The following is a 19,173-nucleotide window of genomic DNA, read 5'->3' on the forward strand; positions in this document are numbered from 1 at the left end:
CACCGGCGCGCCCATCGTAGCCACGCCCCGGAGGGGCGCCGTGCACCTGTCGGACGGCTCCGTGACCCCGCGCGCGGTACGGCCGCATGTGTGACGTATGGACGCACCGTTACAGGGGTGGAAAGCTCGAAGTATCGCAAGGTGTCGACCGGGAGGCGAGACACATGGGCGACAAGACGAGTACACACCCAGGGGCCGCCGGAAGGGCAGTGGCGGCCGACCGGCCCAGCTCCCTGCGGAATGTGGTTCTGGTCGGCCACAGTGGGACGGGAAAGACGACGCTGGTGGAGGCCCTCGCGCTGGCGACGGGCGCGGTCAACCGAGCGGGCAGGGTCGAGGACGGCGGCTGTCTCTCGGACTACGACGATATCGAGCACCGGCAGCAGCGTTCGGTCCAGCTGTCGCTGGTCCCCGTCGAATGGGGCGGGATGAAGATCAATCTCCTGGACACCCCGGGCTATGCCGATTTCGTCGGGGAACTCAGGGCCGGTCTGCGAGCGGCGGACGCGGCCCTTTTCGTTGTCTCGGCCGCCCAGGACGCCCTGGGGATCACCGGGGCCACCCGCATGGTCTGGGACGAGTGCGCCGCGGTCGGGATGCCGCGCGCCATTGTGATCACCCACCTCGAGGCCGCCCGCGCCAGCTTCGAGGAGATGACCGAGCTGTGCCGGGACAGCTTCGGCGGCGACGACCCCGATGCCGTGCTGCCGCTGTACCTGCCGCTGCGCGGCGAGCCGGGACCGGACGGGCACGCCCCCGTGACCGGGCTCATCGGGCTGCTCACCCAGCGGGTCTTCGACTACGCCTCGGGGACGCGCACCGAATCACCGCCCCAGGAGGACCAGCTGCCGCTGGTCGAGGAGGCCCGCGGCCGGCTCATCGAGGGGATCATCGCCGAGAGCGAGGACGAGACCCTGATGGACCGCTATCTCGGCGGTGAGGAGATCGACGTCAAGACGCTGATCGAGGACCTGGAGAAGGCCGTCGCACGCGGCAGCTTCCACCCGGTGCTGGCGGCGGCGCCCGCCGCGGCGGGGTCCAAGCAGGGCCTGGGCACCATCGAACTGCTGGACCTGGTGACCGGCGGCTTCCCGTCCCCGCTGGAGCGCGAGACGCCCGCCGTCACCACCCCGCAGGGCGCCGCACGCCCGCCGCTGAGCTGCGATCCGGACGGTCCGCTGGCCGCCGAGGTGGTCAAGACCTCCTCCGATCCGTATGTCGGCCGGATATCCCTGGTGCGGGTCTTCTCCGGCACCCTCCGCCCCGATGAGACCGTCCATGTGTCCGGCCACGGTCTGGAGGACCGCGGCCATGAGGACCATGACGTGGACGAGCGGGTCGGCGCCCTGTCCGCGCCCTTCGGCAAACAGCAGCGCGCCCTGCCCCAGGCCATCGCGGGTGATCTGGCGTGCGTGGCCAAGCTGACCCGCGCCGAGACCGGGGACACCCTCTCGTCCAAGGACCAGCCGCTTCTGATGGAGCCCTGGCAGATGCCCGATCCGCTGCTGCCGGTGGCCATCCAGGCACACAGCAAACCGGACGAGGACAAGCTGTCGCTGGGCCTGTCCCGGCTGGTCGCCGAGGACCCGACGATGCGCCTGGAGCAGAACCCGGACACCCATCAGGTGGTGCTGTGGTGCCTGGGCGAGGCGCATATGGATGTCGCGCTGGAGCGGCTGCGCAGCCGGTACGGAGTCCAGGTGGACGCGGTGCCGTACAAGGTCTCGCTGCGCGAGACCTTCGGGGCGAAGTCGGCCGGGCGCGGCCGCCATGTCAAGCAGTCCGGCGGGCACGGCCAGTACGCGATCTGCGAGATCGAGGTGGAGCCGCTGCCGGAGGGCTCGGGCATCGAGTTCGTGGACAAGGTCGTGGGCGGCGCGGTGCCCCGGCAGTTCATCCCGTCCGTCGAGAAGGGCGTGCGCGGCCAGGCCGCGCGGGGCGTCGCCGCCGGATATCCGCTGGTCGATGTGCGGGTCACGCTGCTGGACGGCAAGGCCCACTCGGTGGACTCCTCCGACGCCGCCTTCCAGACGGCGGGCGCGCTCGCGCTGCGCGAGGCGGCCGCCGACGCCCGGATCGACCTGCTGGAACCGGTGGTCGAGGTGGGCGTGCTGGTCTCGGACGACTATGTCGGCGCCGTCATGAGCGATCTGTCCGGCCGGCGCGGCCGGGTCGTCGGCACCGAACAGTCCGGCGGCGGACAGACCTTGATCAAGGCGGATGTGCCGGAGATCGAGATCGGTCGGTACGCGGTCGATCTGCGATCGCTTTCGCATGGCACGGGACGGTTCAGCCGCTCCTACGCCCGGCATGAGCCGATGCCCCACCAGCTGGCCGAGCGGATGCGCGAACAAGTCGCCGCGGAGGCGTAGTTCACGGCCCGTCCATGGCGTAGCGCACGGCCGTGTCACGGCCCGTCCGTGACGTAGGTCACGGCCCGCCCGCCCCAACCGCGCCGGGGCGGGCGGGCCTTCGCCGTCCGCCGACGGTTCCGCGGGCGGTTCGTGGGCGGTTCCCTGGGCGGTCTTCTCCACGAGGGTTTTCCACAGGCCGCACACGCCCTGGCGACAGGCGGCGCACACCCCGGATACGCTGAGGTCGCAGCGCAAGAGCGTGCCGTATTGGGGGCGTTGGTGACGGACGGATTCGACTTCAGTCCCGGGGCGCAGGTTCCCCTGTCGGGAGCGGCGGGACAGACGGCGGCGACGCAGGCACTCGCGTCGGCCGCCTACCGCGACGACCCCGTGGCAAAGTTGCTCGACGCCAATTCGGAGTGGACGGTCTCGGAGGTCAAGAAGCCGAGGATCTCCCTCTTCGAGCCGAACCTGGGCGAGGCGTTCGCACGCGCCGTCCAGCTGAGAATGCTCGGCGGCGGCCGGGGCCAGGTGATCCAGTCCTTCGGCATGGAGCCGCAGACGGTCGTCGAGCACTGTCTGGCCGCCAACCGCATCCGCAAGACCCGTGACGCCCGGCTCACCGCCGTCATGGTGATCTTCGGCCTGCTGTTCCTGCCCGGGACGCTGCTGTGGCTCGGCGTCTTCCAGCTGCGCCGCTCGGTCGCCGGGGCGCAGGACAAGCGGATGGGGGCACTCGGCACGGCGCTGCTGGTGGCGCTCGGCGTCATGGTCCTCATCTTCCTGATCAAGCTGCCTTTCGGGGGCTTCTGGGGGATCTATCTCCGGGGCGTCGTGGTCGCCCCGGTCATCGGCTGGTACATCGCCAAGCAGATCTGCGAGCGCACCGCCAAGGACCTCCGGGACTCCTGGGGCGGGCTGCTCTCCGGCGGCGGCGTCGGCGCCAAGGTGCCCGAGACGGTGCCCAACCACCCGGGCCAGACCGCCGCCGAAGAGCTGCGCAAGTCGCTCCACAAGCTCACCGCCGAGCAGCACAGCAATGTGGTCTTCTACGCCGGCCCCAAGGGCATATTGGGCATGGGCACCCGCTGGGGCAGCTGGCAGCTGGCCGAGGACCTGGTCTCGGCCGATCCCGACAAGGAGATCGACCCCTTCCGCAGCTGGGACGTCATACGGGCGATCCATGACCAGCTGCGCATGCTCGAGCGCACCCCACTGCACACCGGCGGCTTCCCCACACCCTCCGTGCGCCACTGGGTGGTCTCGCCGATCGGTGAGGAAGCCAAGGCGGTCGAGCGCGGCGGCACCTCCGAGGAGGAGGGCTTCCAGATAAAGGGCGTCGAGCTCCAGCGGATCTGCGACCAGCAGCAGTTCGGCGCCGGTGACCGGCACTACCTGGGTGTGCAGTTCGTGCTCTGGGACGGCCAGTTGGTGATCACCCTGATGATCACGGTGACGCTGTTGCACAAGACGCTGCGGATCGAGGTCACCGGGCATGCGCTGGGGCCGATACATCCGCTGTTCCGCAACAAGCCGTCAGCGCCCAGCAAGACGGTCCCCAAGACCTTTCGGTTCTGGGAGACCAAGTCCATCCCGCTGCCGCTGGTGAACGCGAAGGAGGTCGTGCGGCTGGCCGCGCGGGCCCCCTTCACCTGGTACCCGCCGATCCTGGACCACCTCGGGGGCAAGCTGGTGCTGCCCGAGCCGTTCGGTCTGCGGCACGCCTGGGCGGACAAGCCCTGGCGCCACCGCTTCATGGCGGACGACGCGCTGCGCGCCGCCACGCCGGTGCTGCGGGTGGTCCATGAGGCGGCCATCGGGGTGCTCAAGCACCACGGCGTGGACACCGAGCGCTTCGGCAACCGCTCGCTGACGCTCAGCGGCCAGGTCCAGGACGCCGCCCCGAAGAAGGCCGATCTGTACGACGCGTAAGGGCACGACGCGTAAGGCGAACGCTCATGGGTCGGGCCCTGGCCGCGCGGCCAGGGCCCGACCCATGAGCGGCGGCTAGGCCCCCGGCCGGGGCCAGGCGTCGGCGAGCAACCGGCGGGTGTCGGCGAGGAGTTGCGGCAGCACCTTGGTCCTGCCGATCACGGGCATGAAGTTGGTGTCCCCGCCCCAGCGCGGCACCACATGCTGATGCAGATGCGCCGCGATTCCGGCGCCCGCCACGGTCCCCTGGTTCATGCCGATGTTGAAACCGTGCGCACCCGAGGCGGTACGCAGCGCGGTCATCGCGGCCTTGGTGTACTCCGCGAGCTCCACCGTCTCCTCGGCGGTGAGCTCGGTGTAGTCGGCGATGTGCCGGAACGGGACGACCATGAGATGACCGCCGGTGTACGGGTACAGGTTGAGCACGACGTACACGGACTCGCCACGAGCGATGATCAAGCCGTCCTCGTCGGACTTCTCCGGAATGGAGCAGAACGGACAGCCATCGCCCGCGCCCGGGCCGGTCGGCTTGTTCTCCCCCTGGATGTAGGCCATCCGATGGGGCGTCCACAGGCGCTGGAACGCGTCAGGCGTCCCCACTCCGATCTGCTGTTCCGGCTCACTCGTCATGCGGGCCAGCATATTCGCCCCGCAGGGGTGAGGAAGAGCCGAGGGGCGGCCCTGGTCAGGGCCGCCCCTCGGAATCCCGGCCTCCGTGGAGACCGCTCCTGGATCAGACCTGGATCCGGCGCTCCACGGCGTCGGCGATCTCGGCCAGCGCCTGGTCGATCGGGATGCCGTTCTTCTGCGAGCCGTCGCGGTAGCGGAAGCTCACCGCGCCGTTCGCGACGTCCTCGTCACCCGCGATCACCATGAACGGGATCTTGGACTTCTGGGCGTTCCTGATCTTCTTCTGCATCCGGTCCGAGGACGAGTCCACCTCCATCCGCAGGCCCTTCGCCTTGGCCTGGGCGGCGAACTCCTCCAGGTACGGCACATGGGTGTCGCCGATCGGGATGCCGACCGCCTGGACCGGGGCGAGCCACACCGGGAAGGCGCCCGCGTAGTGCTCCAGCAGCACCGCGAAGAAGCGCTCGATCGAGCCGAAGAGCGCCCGGTGGATCATGACGGGCTGCTGACGGGAGCCGTCCGCCGCGGTGTACTCCAGCTCGAACCGGGCCGGCTGGTTGAAGTCGACCTGGATGGTCGACATCTGCCAGGTGCGGCCGATCGCGTCCCGGGCCTGGACCGAGATCTTGGGACCGTAGAAGGCCGCGCCGCCCGGGTCCATGACCAGCTCCAGGCCCTGCTTCTCCGCGGCCTTGCGCAGCTCCTCCGTGGCCTCTTCCCACTGGTCGTCGCTGCCCATGAACTTGTCGGAGTCGTCCCGGGTGGACAGCTCCAGATAGAAGTCGCTCAGGCCGTAGTCGCGGAGCAGGTCCAGCACGAAGGTGAGCAGATTGTCGAGCTCATCGGCCATCTGCTCCTTGGTGCAGTAGATGTGCGAGTCGTCCTGGGTGAAGCCCCGGGCCCGGGTCAGGCCGTGGACGACGCCGGACTTCTCGTACCGGTAGACCGTGCCGAACTCGAAGAGCCGCAGCGGCAGCTCGCGATAGGACCGCCCGCGCGCCCGGAAGACCAGGTTGTGCATCGGGCAGTTCATGGCCTTGAGGTAGTAGTCCTGGCCCTCGAACTCCATGGGCGGGAACATGCCGTCCATGTAGTGCGGCAGATGGCCGGAGGTCTCGAAGAGCTTGGCCTTGGTGATGTGGGGGGTGTTGACGAACTCGTACCCCGCCTCCTCGTGCCGCTTCCGCGAGTACTGCTCCATCTCCTTGCGGATCACGCCGCCCTTGGGGTGGAACACCGCGAGGCCCGAGCCCAGCTCGTCGGGGAAGGAGAACAGATCCAGCTCCGCGCCCAGCTTGCGGTGGTCGCGCTTCTCGGCCTCGGCGAGGAAGTCCAGGTACGCCTTCAGCTCGTCCTTGGTCGGCCAGGCGGTGCCGTAGATCCGCTGGAGCTGGGGGTTCTTCTCGCTGCCCCGCCAGTACGCGGCGGCGCTGCGCATCAGCTTGAAGGCCGGGATGTTCCGCGTGGTCGGCAGGTGCGGGCCGCGGCAGAGGTCCTTCCAGCACAGCTCGCCGGTCTTGGCGTCGAGGTTGTCGTAGATGGTCAGCTCGCCCGCGCCGACCTCGGCGGACGCGCCCTCGGCGGCGTCCGCGGCCGACCCCTTGAGCCCGATCAGCTCCAGCTTGTACGGCTCGGCGGAGAGCTCCTCGCGCGCCTCCTCGTCGGTGACCGCGCGGCGGGAGAACCGCTGCCCCCGCTTCTGGATCTCCTGCATCTTCTTCTCGATGCGCTTGAGATCGTCCGGGTGGAACGGGGTCTCGACGTCGAAGTCGTAGTAGAAGCCGTCCTTGATCGGCGGGCCGATGCCCAGCTTCGCGTCCGGGAACAGCTCCTGCACCGCCTGGGCCATCACATGCGCGGTGGAGTGGCGCAGGATGTCCAGACCGTCCTGGCTGGTGATCTCCACCGGCTCGATCTCATCGCCCTCGGCCGGCTGGTACGCCAGGTCCTTGAGCTGCCCGCCCACGCGCACGGCGACGATCGAGCGGTCGCCGGTGAAGAGGTCCGCCGTCGTAGTGCCCGTGGCCACCACGCGTTCTTCCCGCTCGGAATCGCGTTGGATGATCACACGGACGTCTGACACCGGTCTCTCCTGACTGATGGATGGCTCCCCGCGGCGTATGCCGCGCAGCGTGAATCGTACCGAGCCGACGGGCGGGACCGCGAAACGGTTGTGGACGCCGTCATGAGCCCGGCGGCGGTCAGGGGCCGCCGCCGCACGCCTCCTCGAAGAAGTCCAGGTTCTCCTGGAGCGACTTGACCAGCCGGTCCCGCTCGGCCTCGTCCACCGGGACCGGGGTGACGCCGCCGGCCCCGCCGAGCCGCCGGAAGCCGCCGCGGCTCTCCAGCCGCCCCCGCACCCGGATCGGCAGCCCCACCAGATGGGCATGGCCGGCGATGCGGTAGTCCTCCTCGTCCAGGGTGATCCGCACCTGGGCGACCTCCGCCCCGGAGAGCACCCGCAGCCGCACCGTCCCGGGGCCGCCGGGGCCGGTACGGCGCAGCCGCACCACCGCACCGGTGAGGCACACGGGGACGGACGGCTCGTCCCGGACATAGCGGGCGCCCGCCTCCCGCAGCCCCGGGAGGTCGCCGGGCGAGAACTCCACCGGATCGGGCCGGGCGGCGAACCCCGGCGGCGGACCGGCGGCCGGTGACCACTCCAGCGCCACCCGCGCCCCTTCCGTGCCCTGGACCAGCGCGATCACCGCCTCGGTCAGCTCCCGGCTGGCCCCCGCCGCGACCGCCGCGTCATACGCCTCCATCCCGCCGGTCGTCCGGTGGTAGTCGGCGGCGTCCCGGAGGGCGTACAGCGCGCGCAGCAGGGTGACGGCGGTGGCGCGGCCGTCACCCTCGACGGGCACGAAGACGGTCAGCTCACGGCCGCCGGACCCGGCGCCCGGGGGCCCGGTCAGCACCCGCTCCAGGGACGCCTCGGCGGCGCGGCGGTGCCGGGCGCCGTAGTACCCCGCGCGGCCGCGGGCGGCGAGCGCCCCGGCCAGCAGGGTGTCCCGGGCGGCGGCGCGCAGCCGCTCCTGCGCGGTCCAGGCGGAGGTGCCACCGGGGGATTCGGGCACCTCGCGCCGCCAGCGGATCTCGTCGCTGGGCACGGCGAGCCCGGTGAGCACCTCGCGGGCGGAGGGCGCGGCGCTGCGGCTGAGCGCCATCAGCGCCTCGCCGAGCAGATCGCCGCTGTCGGGGAAGTCCCGGCTCTCGGGCACCAGCAGGCTGGTGCCGCCCGCGAGCCGGCCCGGCGGGGTCCAGCGGGCATAGGCCCCCGGGGCGCCGCCGCGGCGGCGCCAGCCGTGCCGGGCGAGCAGGGCGCCGAGGACGGCCGGATCCACCTCGTCGGGGCGCGGGACCGGCAGGGGCGCCGGGTCGTCCTGGGGCCATGGTCGGTCCATCACGGTCTCCCTCCCGCCCCGACCCGGGTCATGATCTCGCAGAGCGCGCGGTCGTCGAAGATCCGCGAGGTCGGGATCCGCACGGTGGTCCGGCGGCGGCCCGTGACCGCGTGGCCGGCCAGATTGATCCAGTAGCAGCAGTGGCGCAGGGACAGACGGTCATGCCCGGCCCGCAGCCAGTCCTCCTGGCTGCGCGGCACGATCATCACCACGAGGATCTTGTGCACGGAGACCGGGCTGCGGGCCAGCTTGACCAGGTGGTCGTTGTCGAGCGTGAAGGCGAAGGTCGGCCCCGGAGGGTCAGGCGCGAGCTGGTACGTGGCCTTGAGCTGCACCTTGATGGTGACCTCGTCGTCCACGGCGTGGCCGGGCGCGCTGTGGCTGACGTGCCAGTCGATGCCGTGGTCGGGGAAGGGCTGGGCCAGTGAGCAGCCGGCGGCGGCGGCCACCGCGTGCAGATAGCCCACCTGAAGGGTCTCCATACAGGCGGTGGTGGCGATTTGGCCACGCACGGGAGGTGATCCGCTCAGCGCGAGGCCGCTCGCCGTCGGGGCCGGGTCGGGTGTTGCGAGCGTCATGTCCGTGACGCCTTCCGGTCGTCGCCGGCTTCGTACACCTGTGTTGTCTCCGCGTCAGGACCTCGGCAAACAGCGGCGGTTCGCGGTCCTCCCTCCGGGTATCACCTGGTCGGGGCGGGATCAGATGTCAGCGAGGGGAAATGCACGAGGAGTTGAGGCCATGCCGTCCTGGTTCGAAGGGCCGCTCGCCGCCTTTGACACGGAGACCACGGGTGTCGATGTCGAGCATGACCGGATCGTATCGGCGGCCCTGGTGGTGCAGCGCGGGACCGGAAGTCTGCCGGAGATCCGACGCTGGCTGGTGAGTCCGGGCGTGCCGGTGCCGCCGGCCGCCACCGAGATACACGGTCTGACCGACGCTCATCTCCAGCGGCACGGCAGATGGCCGGCGCCGGTGGTGGACGAGGTGGCACGGGCGATAGCGGAACAGGTCACGCGGGGCACCCCGGTGGTGATCATGAACGCGCCGTTCGATCTGACCCTGCTGGACCGGGAGTTGAAGCGGCATCGCAACTCCAGCCTGGCGGGCTATCTTTCGCTGCGCTCGATGACCGTTCTGGATCCCCGGGTGCTGGACAAGCATCTGGACCGCTATCGCAAGGGCCGCCGCACCCTGATCGATCTGTGTGCGCACTACGGCGTGGAGCTGACCGGCGCCCATGACGCGGCGGCGGACGCGGCGGCCGCGCTGCATGTCGTACGGGCGGTGGGCCGCCGGTTCGCCTCCCGGCTGGAGACGCTGACCCCCGCCGAGCTGCACGCGCGCCAGACGGTCTGGTACGCGGCGCAGGCCCGGGGGTTGCAGGCGTGGTTCGCGCTCAACGGCTCGGACGAGGTCTGCGATCCGGCCTGGCCGCTGCGGCCGGACCTGCCGGCCGCGGCCTGAGCGCTCGGGCCCGGCGCAGTGCGCCCGGCGCAGTGCCCCCGGCGCTCAGGTCCGGCGGAGCGAGAAGGGGTGGCCGGCCGGGTCGGAGTAGACCCGTATGTCGCGCAGGCCACCGTTGTTCTTGGTGTCCAGCGGTCGCGCGCCCAGGTCGACGACCTGGCGCTCGGCGGCGTCGATGTCCTCCACCAGCAGGTCCAGATGCGCCTGCTGGGAGTCGTCCGGCCGTGGCCAGCTCGGCGGGGCGAAGCCGTGGTCCCGCAGGAAGGCCATCCGCGACCCGCCGGGTGCGACGATCTCGACCCGGTCGGGGGTGGTCAGCGGCTGGATCTCCGCGCCGAGCACCCGGGCGTAGAACTCGGCGAGCTCTTCGGGTTCGGCACAGTCCAACGACAGGACGGCTGCGGTCGCGACGGCCATGAGTTCCCCTCCACATCGTCACCCACGGAAGTTTTATCCGGATACCCCACTCCCGGCCGTACAAGCACACAGACAGGAGGCCGGGCCGCCTGCTGGCGGCCCGGCCTCCTGGGGTGGTGGGCGATACTGGGTTCGAACCAGTGACCTCTTCGGTGTGAACGAAGCGCTCTCCCACTGAGCTAATCGCCCGGGTTGTTCTCTTCGGGGTCTCCCCGGCGGAACGACCTGAACAATACAGGTCGCGGCGGGTTTGGTTCAAACCGCATTTCCGCCCGGGGGCCCGGAGGCCGGGCCGGACGGCGCCCCGGCCGGACCCGCTGTCCGCGCGGCGAGGTGCGCCCGCAGCCCCCGCAGCCCCGCGCGCATCATCAGGGTGTGGTTGGCCCGGAAGACGGGACGCCCGATGAGCGCGAGACGGCGCAGCAGCGGCTTGCGGGCCACCACCTCCTGTTCGAAGAGGGCGCGGGTGCCGGTCCCCTGGGGCAGCACCGTCCAGCGCGCCCATCCCTCCAGATCGCCCGCGAAGCCGATCTCCAGTACGCCCTCCGCCGGGTCCTGGCGCGCCTCGCTGACGATCAGCCGCAGGTCGTACGGGACGAGGGAGCGGAATCGGGCGGCGCCGCTGCGCTCGTCGATCCGCCGGACCTCACGGACCTGGGGCCACCACCGCGGATAGTCGTCGCCGTTCGCCAGCACCGCGAAGACGGCGGCGGGCGGAGCGTCGAGGTCCCATCGGCTGCGGAAGCGGTAATGGCACCAGTCCATGCCCTCAGTGTGGTCCGGCCGTGACGGCGTGGCCAGGGGGTGTCTCGCGAATCACGCTGGGCTCCCCCTAGCCCGGCAGCCTGTCGCCGACGAGCGCGAGGTTCTGGATCGCGGCGAGGCCGTACTGGGCGGTGGCGTTGGTGCTCACCCAGGCCGCCTCGACGCCGGGCTCCAGCACATCCGGGCCCTCGACCTTCACCGACTTCCAGCTGATGGTGGCATCCGGGTAGCCGTCGCCCTCGTGGTACTCGGTGAACTTCTGCCAGGCGCGGGCGGCCAGCTTGTCGTCCTTCAGCTGGACGGCGGCGTAGGCGTCGAGCCGGGAGTGGCCCTGGACCAGGATCAGCGAGCCGAAGTCGGTGCCGTAGCGGGCCTTCTGCTCGGCCTTGGTGGCGTTGAAGTAGCGGCAGTAGTCCAGCCATGCCTCCTTGAACTTCGGCAGGTCGATGAGGTCGATCACCTCGGCGCAGACCTCGACCAGGCCGAAGACCGCGGACAGATGGGAGACGCTGACCTTGGGCCGGTCGGCGATGGCGTACTTACCGGTGTCGAGGTCGTACAGCCCGCTGCCCTGGACGAAGCCGTTGGGCTGGGCCGCGATGGTCTCCATGGTGGAGCGCAGCCGCGCCTCGGCCTTCTCCGCCTTCGGGCCGCGCCGCTCCCATTCGGTGAGCCAGGCCCCGGCGAGGCCGCTCCAGTCGGTGCCGAAGCCGATGTCCAGGGCGTGCGGATCGGGCTCGTAGTCGGGGTCGTCGCGGACCTTGCGCTGCGGATCGAGGACGAGGAACGTCTCGTCGGAGTCGACGAGGGCGTGCATGATGTCGCCGATCCGCTCGTCCGCGGTGAGGAAGTAGGAGAAGCGGCGGTACAGGGCGGTGGAGATGCGCTGCTGTTTGGCGCTGTCGGCGAAGTGCTGGACACCGTGCCGGGTGCCGAGCCCGGCCCACTTGCCGAGGTGGTAGGCGTCGACCTCGCCGGTGTGGCGGGTCATCGACTCGGCGAAGCGGAAGATGTCGGCGCGGCCGGAGCGCAGATACGCCAGCCACAGCCACAGGTCGGGCGAGAGCTCGGAGTTGTCCCAGGCGTAGCCGCCGACGTCGTACCGCCACTGGTGCCGGTCGCCGTCGTACGTGTGCATGATGTCGCCGTAATCCCAGAAGCCGTACCAACGGCGCTGCTCGACCTGGCCCTTGTGGTAGTCGAAGAGGAAGTCCAGCCGGTCCTCGACCTTCGCCTTGGCGGGGGTGGAGCGGTCGACGGGGGCGAAGAGGCCGCCGAAGACCTTGGCGCGGGCCAGGTCGGCGGGTCCGGCGGCCAGTTGGGGCGGCGTGCGCACGGCGGCGGCCTGCCGGACGAGGGTGTCGGCGTCGGGGGTGGCCGCGTTGGCCCAGAAGGTGAGTTCGCTGGTGCGGGCGATGCCGTACGGGGTGCCGAAGCCGGGCTCGTAGTCCTCGTAGGTGATCTCGAGGCCCTCGAGCTGTTCGGGGTAGGTGTCCTGTCCCATGCCGTCGTGGTAGAAGCGCAGGTCCATGGGCTGGGCCTCGGGCGACCAGAGCCACAGGGTGACCTCGGCCTCGGCCCCGGCGGCGCCGCGGATGTCCAGCTGGGCGGGGAACTTCTCCCAGAAGTCGCGCAGTCCGAAGGAGAGTCCGCCGCTGACACCGCCGACATAGCCGAAGCCGCTCGCCCGGCCGCCGCCGCCCGCCGCGATCCAGCCGTGGCCGGGCTTGGTGCGCTTGCGCAGGGTGAAGCCGTCGGCGGAGAGCTGGGCGAGGGTGTAGTCGCCCCAGGTGGGGATGAGGTGCAGCCGGGAGGTGACGCGCTGGTCCCAGCCGGCCGGGTCGGGCAGCTTCTCGCCCTTGACCTGGGCGGTGCGGACGCCCGCGCCGGGGTCGCGGCGCAGCCCGGTGACGCCCTTGACGGCCTCGGTGAGGAATCCCTTGCCCTCGCCCGCGATGCGGATGTGACGGTCGTACGCCGCGTCGCGCATCGGCACGGAGAAGCGGACGCCGAGGCCCCGGATGAAGTCCTTGTTCTGGTCGCCGTCGAAAGTGATCGTGTGCACCATGCGGAAGGAGTCGGCGCCCGCGTAGAAGTAGAGCCGGACGCTGAAGGGGAGCCAGGCGCGGCGGCCCTTGCGGTGCTTGCCGTCGATGCGGACGACGGCGCGGACGGGGCCCTGCTGCTCGACCTTCGCCCCGCTGATCTCGCCGTCGAACCGCTCCCACTCGGCGCGGCCCTGGTCGCCGTCGTCCACGTCGCCCTGGCGGAGCAGGACCAGCCGGCCGGCGCGGGCGATCTCGGTGGAGCCGCGGGTGACGGAGCGTACGAGCTGCTTGCCGTCCTTGCCGATGACGGCCCTGATGGCCCCGGTGTCGACGGTGATCCTGCCGCCGCGCTCGGAGACGGTGACCTTCTTGGCGGGTGCGGCGGGCGTGCCGGTGGTGAGCCGGTAGGCGCTGCCGGTGAGGCCCTCCCCCGCCGCGTGCGCGGTCCACTTCAGCGAGCCGTCGGGCCAGTAGGCGGTGGCCCAGGTCTGGAGGGGCACGTGTGTGCCGTCGGCGGTGGTCAGCGCGAACGTCCGGTCGCCGGGGTGGGCGCCCTTGGGCCAGGGAACGCCGAAGGTGGAGCCCGCGGCCGCGCCCAGGCCGCCGTCCTCCAGCCAGGTGATGTCCACGGGCTCGTCGGCGGCCTTCCCGGCGGGGCTGTCGGCGGCGGCCTTCGGGGCGTTGTGGGCGAGCAGCCAGGAGAACGGCACGGCGGCGCCGGTGGCGGCGGCGGCCTTGAGGAGGGTGCGTCGGGGGATCGGGGGCATGTCGGCTTCACCTTTCGTACGGGCTACGGGGGCAGGTGCATGACATGAGCGCGGCGGAGGAGGCGCCGGTGGGGCGGACGGCGCCTGGGGTGCGGACGGCGCCTGGCGGACGGCGCCTGGGGAGGCGGGGCGGGTCAGACGCGGGCGCGGCGCTCCACCGCGACCGCACAGCCCGCGAGGGCGCCCGCCGCCGGGGCGATCAGCGGCAGCATCTGCCAGGCGGCCACGGCGAGTACGGCGAGCCCGCCGATGAGCAGCAGCGACCCGGCGGGGTCGGCGGCCAGTCCCTGGCGTGCGGCGGTACGGGCGGCGGCCGGCCATGCGGTGCCGGGCCGCCGTGAGGCCGCCGTCCGCAGCCCGAGGACGACCACCGCGAGCAGGCCCGCCACGCTCACGGCGATCAGCGCGGGCCCGCCGGGCAGGGCACCCGAGCGGGCCACCCGCAGATCGAAGGCGAACAGCGCGAGCGCCGCCCACCACAGCAGGGAGAACCGCCAGCCGCTCCGGGTCGCCTCCCGCAGCCCGGCCAGGAAGTCCCGCCAGGTGGACCGCTCCCCGTCCAGATGGCGGCTCAGGTGCGCACAGCCGGCGGCGAACGCGGGCAGCAGAGTGATCACCGGCAGGGCGGCGAGCACCACCCAGACGCCGGTCAGCAGACATTCGGCGAACAGCGCGAAGCGCAGCGGGCCGTGCGCGGTGCGCCGTACGGCGGCTGCTCCCCCGGCGGCTTCCGTGCTCTTTCCCATGCCGGCCTCAGCCCTTCAGCCCGGAAGTCGCCGCGCCCTCGACCAGATAGCGCTGGAAGGCCAGGAAGAACAGCAGCACCGGCAGCAGGGCGACCAACGACATGGCGACCATGCCTCCGTAGTCGGCCACGGAGTCCTGGTCGATGAAGAGCTTCAGGCCCAGCGAGACCGTGTACTTGTCCGGTTCGTTGAGGTAGAGCAGCGGCCCGATGAAGTCGTTCCAGGACCAGATGAAGGTGAAGATCGCGCTGGTGATCAGGGCCGGGCGGCACAGCGGCAGCACGATGTTCCAGTAGATGCGCAGATGGCCACAGCCGTCCAGCCGGGCCGCCTCGTCCAGCTCCCGGGGCAGCCCGCGCATGAACTGCACCATCAGGAAGACGAAGAAGGCGTCCGCCGCCAGGTACTTGCCGAGCAGCAGCGGCACATATGTGTTGATCAGGTGCAGCTTCTGGAACAGGATGTACTGCGGAATGATCAGCACCTGGAACGGCAGCAGCAGGGTGGAGATCATGAGCGTGAACAGCGCGTTGCGCCCGGCGAAGCGGATCCTGGCGAAGGCGTAGGCCGCCAGCGAGCAGGAGAACAGCACGCCGACCACCGAACCGACCGCCAGCAGCAGCGAGTTGGTGAAGAAGGTCGAGATCGGCACGTCGGCGATGCCATCGCTGAGTCGGCGGTAGTTGTCGGTGATCGGATCGGTGGGCAGCAGCTGGAGGCTGCCGACGATCTGGTCACCGGGCTTGAACGAGCCGCCGATCACCCACACCACGGGGTAGAGGATCACCGCCAGCACGGCGAGCGCCCCCACATGCCAGATGACCGAGCGCACCCGCCGCCGCCCGACCGTAAGAGAAGCAGCACTCACCGGGCATCCTCCTCGTAGTGCACCCAGCCGCGCTGGGTCTTGAACAGCACGGCGGTCACCAGGCCGATGCCGAGCATCAGCATCCAGGCCATCGCGGCGGCGTAGCCCATGCGCAGATTGCGGAAGCCCTGCTCGTAGAGGTACCAGCCGTAGACCAGCAGGGAGTCGCCCGGTCCGCCGGTGTTGGTGCCCGAGCCCGCGATCACCACCGCCGAGGTGAAGACCTGGAACGAGTGGATGAGCTCCAGAAGGAGGTTGAAGAAGAGCACCGGCGAGATCATCGGCAGGGTGATGGACCGGAACCGCCGCCAGCGGCCGGCGCCGTCCATCTCGGCGGCCTCGTACAGCTCGCCCGGCACCTGCTTCAGCCCGGCCAGGAAGATCACCATCGGCGCGCCGAACTGCCAGACGGTCAGGGTGATGAGGGTGGGCAGCGCCCAGTCCGGGTCGCCGATCCAGCCGCCGACATCCCAACCGAAGAGGCTCATCGACTTGTCGACGACCGCGTCGTCGTTGAAGATCGCCCGCCAGACGACGCCGATGCTCACACTGGCGCCGATGAGCGAGGGGGCGTAGAACGCCGAACGGTAGAAGCCCTGGCCCTTACGGGGTTTGACCAGCAGCAGCGCCACGGCGAGCGCCACCGCCAGCTTCAGCGGGGTGCCGATCAGTACGTACTTCAGCGTCACCTGGACCGAGGTCCACCAGCGGTCGTCCGCGAAGAGGTCCTGGAAGTTCTTGAACCCGATCCACTTGGGCGAGTCGAAGAGGTTGTAGTCGGTGAACGCCAGATAGAGCGAGACGAGCATCGGGCCGAGGGTGAGCAGCAGGATCCCGACGCACCAGGGCGTCAGGAAGAGATAGCCCGCGAGGGTCTCCCGGCGGCCCTGGCGCCGCCCCGCCGCCGGGGCGGGGCGGGTGCCCGGGGTGGCCTTCCCGGGGGTCGTCCCGCCGGGAGGCCGCACTCCGTCCGCCGCACGCGTCGTGGTCGGTGTCACGGAAGCTCTCCTCACGAGCCGAGCGCGGACTCGGCCTCGTTGAAGAACTGGTCGACCGCCTTGCCCATCGAGGTCTGCCCCAGCGCGACCTGGGCGTAGATCCTCAGGAAGGCGGCCTCGGCGACATCGGCACCGGCCGGATGCGGGGTGATCGGCTCCAGCTTGGCGCTCACGCTCTTCTCATACGCGGCGATCTTGGCGTCGACGCCCTGCGGCTGGTAGGCGTCGTACTGGGCGGTGGTCGCCGGGATGCCGCGGTTGTAGCCCATGATCTTGCCCACCTCGGGGTCATGGGTCATGAAGTCGATGAACTGGGCGACTTCCTTGGGGTGCTGGGTGCGGGCGGAGCCGCTGAGCATCAGCGAGGAGAGGTACTGGCCGGTGCGCTTGCCGTCCGTGGTCGGGATGGGCCCGAGGTCGAGGGTGGTCTTGGTCTCGGCGGCGAAGCGGACCAGGAAGTTGTCCCAGGTGAACTCGGAGGCCGACAGATCGGCGCTGATCGACGCCTTGGGCTTGGCCTGCTCGGACTTCTTGCCCGGCACCAGCTCATCGGCCTTGGCATGCTGCTGCCAGCGGCCCCACCACTCGGCGAGGTCGTCCTTGGTGAAGCCGAGCTTGTCGTCCTTGGTGAAGAACGCCTTGCCGTTCTGCCGCAGATACAGGTCGTAGAGGTACATCACATTGGCGTTGTCGCTGGCGCCGTAGCGGGTGCCGTCGCTCTTGCGCACCTTCTTGGCGGCCGCGAAGAAGTCGTCCCAGGTCCATCCGTCCTTGACGGTCACCCCGGCCTTCCGATACGAGTCCGGGTTGTAGAAGAAGGCGAAGGTATTGGCGCCGACCGGCACTCCGAGGAGCTTGCCGTCGATATCCCCGGCCTTCTCCAGTCCGTCACGGAATCCCTTCAGACTGAGATTTCCGGCGTCGGCCTGACCGTTCAGATCCAGCAGGAGGTTCTTGTCGCCGTATTTGCGCAGGAAGGCGTAGGAGTTCTGGAAGACGTCCGGGGCGTTTCCGCCCGCGGCCTGGGTATTGAACTTGCTCCAGAAGTCGGTGTATTCGGAGAAGTCCGTCTTGACCTTGATGTTCGGATGTTCCTTCTCGAACAGCTTGACCGTCTTCTGGATCAGCTCCGCGCGGTCCTTGGCGCCCCACCACGAGTAGCGGATGGTCACCTTGCCGTCCCCGGAACCGCTTCCCCCGCCGCAGCCGGTGGCCAGCAGCCCCAGCGCGGCCACCGCGGCCGCGGCCGCCCGGACCCCTCTCGCCCTCGCCGTCCATCGCCCAGCACCCATGACACGCCCCTCCCGGGCAGGTCGTCAGACTGCCCCCGCTAGCTTGAAACGTTTTAGGCAAGCGCTTGCCGGGACAAGTTAGGGACCAATGAGGCGTACGTCAACGGTTCGGACAGAATCACCCGGGATCGAAGTGAAGCGCTTCGACGAAAGCGCTTGGGGGACCGCGCCGGCCATCCGGCACCGGATGCCTTCGGGCACGCGCCCCGACGCCTTCGGACATGCGACAACGCCGAGGGCCCGGAAGGCAGATGCCTTCCGGGCCCTCGGTCCAGGGTGGGCGATACTGGGTTCGAACCAGTGACCTCTTCGGTGTGAACGAAGCGCTCTCCCACTGAGCTAATCGCCCTGGCGCACGCACAACATTAGCGCATGCCGGACCGTGCTCATGACCAGTCCTACGACACCGGACCGCTCACTGCTCGATCTTCCACGGCATCACGACGCCGAACTTCCACACATAGACCGAGACCGCCACGGCGCAGATCACCACCGCGATCGTGGTCAGTATGAGATTGCGCCTGCGCACCTTCGGGTCGAGGGCACGGTGCGCCGCCTCGGTGACCTTGCGCTTGGTCCAGGCCAGCACCAGCTGGGCCCAGACGAACTCGGTCGCCCAGATCGCCATTCCGGCGAAGATCACCAGCCACCCCGGACCGGGCAGGGGCAGCAGGATGACACCCAGGGCCACAACCCCGAGGCCGACGATGAACACGCCGACCTGCCAGCTCAGGTGCAGCGGGCGCGACCGCTTGATGAACTGCGGCGCGCGGGAGCCCCATACCGGCTCCTTCTTCGGCGCATCGCCCCCCGTCGCGACCTGGGACCGTGCTTCGTCGGCCCCGCGTCGCCCGTCACTCTCCGCATTCATGTGACCCAACTTACCTGATCGTTTGAAGTCACCGGAACGGCGGTAGTGGCCGGCCTCGAGCTGGGCCGCATGAGCTACCAGAAGAGCCGCAAAACGGTCAGAGGGGTTTACAACGGCACCGTAGGTGGCATGTCGATTTCGCCGACGTGCGAATCCCCGAGCGCACACTGAGCGAAAGGCCCTGGCGCTTATGAACACCACGGTCAGCTGCGAGCTGCACCTGCGCCTCGTTGTGTCGAGCGAATCCTCACTGCCTGTACCCGCGGGCCTGCGGTATGACACGGCCGACCCTTACGCCGTGCACGCCACCTTCCACACCGGAGCCGAAGAGACGGTCGAATGGGTGTTTGCCCGCGATCTTCTCGCCGAGGGTCTGCACCGGCCCACCGGCACCGGCGACGTCCGGGTGTGGCCGTCCCGCAGCCACGGCCAGGGAGTCGTCTGCATCGCCCTGAGCTCCCCGGAGGGGGAGGCACTGCTCGAAGCCCCGGCGCGGGCCCTGGAGTCGTTCCTGAAGCGAACCGACGCCGCGGTGCCACCCGGTACCGAACACCGCCATTTCGACCTCGACACAGAGCTCTCCCACATCCTGGCGGAGAGCTGAGACCCGGCGAGAG

General features: G+C 70.2%; 16 protein-coding genes and 2 tRNA genes. 4 read left to right on the forward strand and 14 right to left on the reverse strand.

What is annotated here, in order from left to right; genetic code table 11:
* Positions 1-164: 164 nt before the first annotated feature.
* Together KHP12_RS13010 and KHP12_RS13015 are read left to right on the forward strand one after the other, a co-directional pair.
* Positions 165-2,372, forward strand: coding sequence for an elongation factor G-like protein EF-G2 (locus tag KHP12_RS13010; protein ID WP_211832965.1), 2,208 nt, complete (start codon positions 165-167; stop codon positions 2,370-2,372).
* A 261-nt stretch (positions 2,373-2,633) separates the two neighbouring features.
* The gene (locus tag KHP12_RS13015) at positions 2,634-4,286 is read left to right on the forward strand and encodes an AbeC-like domain-containing protein (protein WP_208652912.1); all 1,653 of its coding nucleotides are present in this window, start codon (positions 2,634-2,636) and stop codon (positions 4,284-4,286) included.
* A gap of 75 nt (positions 4,287-4,361) precedes the next feature.
* Here the strand turns inward: KHP12_RS13015 and KHP12_RS13020 are convergent, their stop codons facing one another.
* The 4 genes from KHP12_RS13020 to KHP12_RS13035 form a co-directional block, all read right to left on the reverse strand.
* Positions 4,362-4,928: an HIT family protein gene (locus tag KHP12_RS13020; protein WP_211832966.1), complete on the reverse strand. Its 567-nt coding sequence runs from the start codon at positions 4,926-4,928 to the stop codon at positions 4,362-4,364.
* A 91-nt stretch (positions 4,929-5,019) separates the two neighbouring features.
* Entirely contained in the window at positions 5,020-6,999 is a 1,980-nt protein-coding gene (gene thrS / locus KHP12_RS13025) for a threonine--tRNA ligase (RefSeq protein WP_037951590.1), read from the reverse strand.
* Between the two features lie 118 nt (positions 7,000-7,117).
* Positions 7,118-8,320, reverse strand: a complete 1,203-nt coding sequence (locus KHP12_RS13030) for a hypothetical protein (protein ID WP_211832967.1) — start codon at positions 8,318-8,320, stop codon at positions 7,118-7,120.
* A complete protein-coding gene (locus tag KHP12_RS13035; RefSeq protein ID WP_372455192.1) occupies positions 8,320-8,898 on the reverse strand; it encodes a DUF4365 domain-containing protein in 579 nt (192 codons plus the stop codon). Before KHP12_RS13035 ends, KHP12_RS13030 begins: the two co-directional genes overlap by 1 nt.
* Before the next feature lie 160 nt (positions 8,899-9,058).
* Here KHP12_RS13035 and KHP12_RS13040 point away from each other — a divergent pair, with 160 nt between their 5' ends.
* Positions 9,059-9,784, forward strand: a complete 726-nt coding sequence (locus tag KHP12_RS13040; RefSeq protein ID WP_086880721.1) for a 3'-5' exonuclease — start codon at positions 9,059-9,061, stop codon at positions 9,782-9,784.
* A 45-nt stretch (positions 9,785-9,829) separates the two neighbouring features.
* Here KHP12_RS13040 and KHP12_RS13045 read toward each other — a convergent pair whose 3' ends face one another.
* From KHP12_RS13045 to KHP12_RS13090, 10 genes are all read right to left on the reverse strand, one after another.
* Complete coding sequence (locus KHP12_RS13045; protein WP_086880720.1) at positions 9,830-10,201, reverse strand: VOC family protein; 372 nt, start codon at positions 10,199-10,201, stop codon at positions 9,830-9,832.
* A 114-nt stretch (positions 10,202-10,315) separates the two neighbouring features.
* Positions 10,316-10,390, reverse strand: a tRNA-Val gene (locus KHP12_RS13050).
* Between the two features lie 66 nt (positions 10,391-10,456).
* Positions 10,457-10,966 (reverse strand): SRPBCC family protein, encoded by a 510-nt coding sequence (locus tag KHP12_RS13055; RefSeq protein ID WP_037951574.1) that lies wholly within the window; start codon positions 10,964-10,966, stop codon positions 10,457-10,459.
* Between the two features lie 67 nt (positions 10,967-11,033).
* Positions 11,034-13,781, reverse strand: coding sequence for an exo-rhamnogalacturonan lyase family protein (locus KHP12_RS13060; RefSeq protein WP_211832968.1), 2,748 nt, complete (start codon positions 13,779-13,781; stop codon positions 11,034-11,036).
* 134 nt (positions 13,782-13,915) lie between these two features.
* Positions 13,916-14,527: a YesL family protein gene (locus tag KHP12_RS13065; RefSeq protein WP_086880718.1), complete on the reverse strand. Its 612-nt coding sequence runs from the start codon at positions 14,525-14,527 to the stop codon at positions 13,916-13,918.
* 7 nt (positions 14,528-14,534) lie between these two features.
* Positions 14,535-15,395 carry a carbohydrate ABC transporter permease gene (locus KHP12_RS13070; RefSeq protein ID WP_086880717.1) on the reverse strand — a complete coding sequence of 287 codons (861 nt, stop codon included), beginning with the start codon at positions 15,393-15,395 and terminating at the stop codon, positions 14,535-14,537.
* Positions 15,392-16,393, reverse strand: coding sequence for a carbohydrate ABC transporter permease (locus KHP12_RS13075; protein ID WP_211832969.1), 1,002 nt, complete (start codon positions 16,391-16,393; stop codon positions 15,392-15,394). Before KHP12_RS13075 ends, KHP12_RS13070 begins: the two co-directional genes overlap by 4 nt.
* 11 nt (positions 16,394-16,404) lie before the next feature.
* Positions 16,405-17,685, reverse strand: a complete 1,281-nt coding sequence (locus KHP12_RS13080; RefSeq protein WP_210610194.1) for an ABC transporter substrate-binding protein — start codon at positions 17,683-17,685, stop codon at positions 16,405-16,407.
* A gap of 277 nt (positions 17,686-17,962) precedes the next feature.
* Positions 17,963-18,034 (reverse strand) — tRNA-Val (locus tag KHP12_RS13085).
* Between the two features lie 66 nt (positions 18,035-18,100).
* The gene (locus KHP12_RS13090; RefSeq protein WP_086881298.1) at positions 18,101-18,556 is read right to left on the reverse strand and encodes a TIGR02611 family protein; all 456 of its coding nucleotides are present in this window, start codon (positions 18,554-18,556) and stop codon (positions 18,101-18,103) included.
* Between the two features lie 190 nt (positions 18,557-18,746).
* Here KHP12_RS13090 and KHP12_RS13095 point away from each other — a divergent pair, with 190 nt between their 5' ends.
* Positions 18,747-19,160, forward strand: a complete 414-nt coding sequence (locus tag KHP12_RS13095) for an SsgA family sporulation/cell division regulator (RefSeq protein ID WP_003959770.1) — start codon at positions 18,747-18,749, stop codon at positions 19,158-19,160.
* Positions 19,161-19,173 lie beyond the last annotated feature (13 nt).

Origin of the sequence: Streptomyces asiaticus, from assembly GCF_018138715.1 — a bacterium.
GTDB classification, from domain to species: domain Bacteria; phylum Actinomycetota; class Actinomycetes; order Streptomycetales; family Streptomycetaceae; genus Streptomyces; species Streptomyces asiaticus.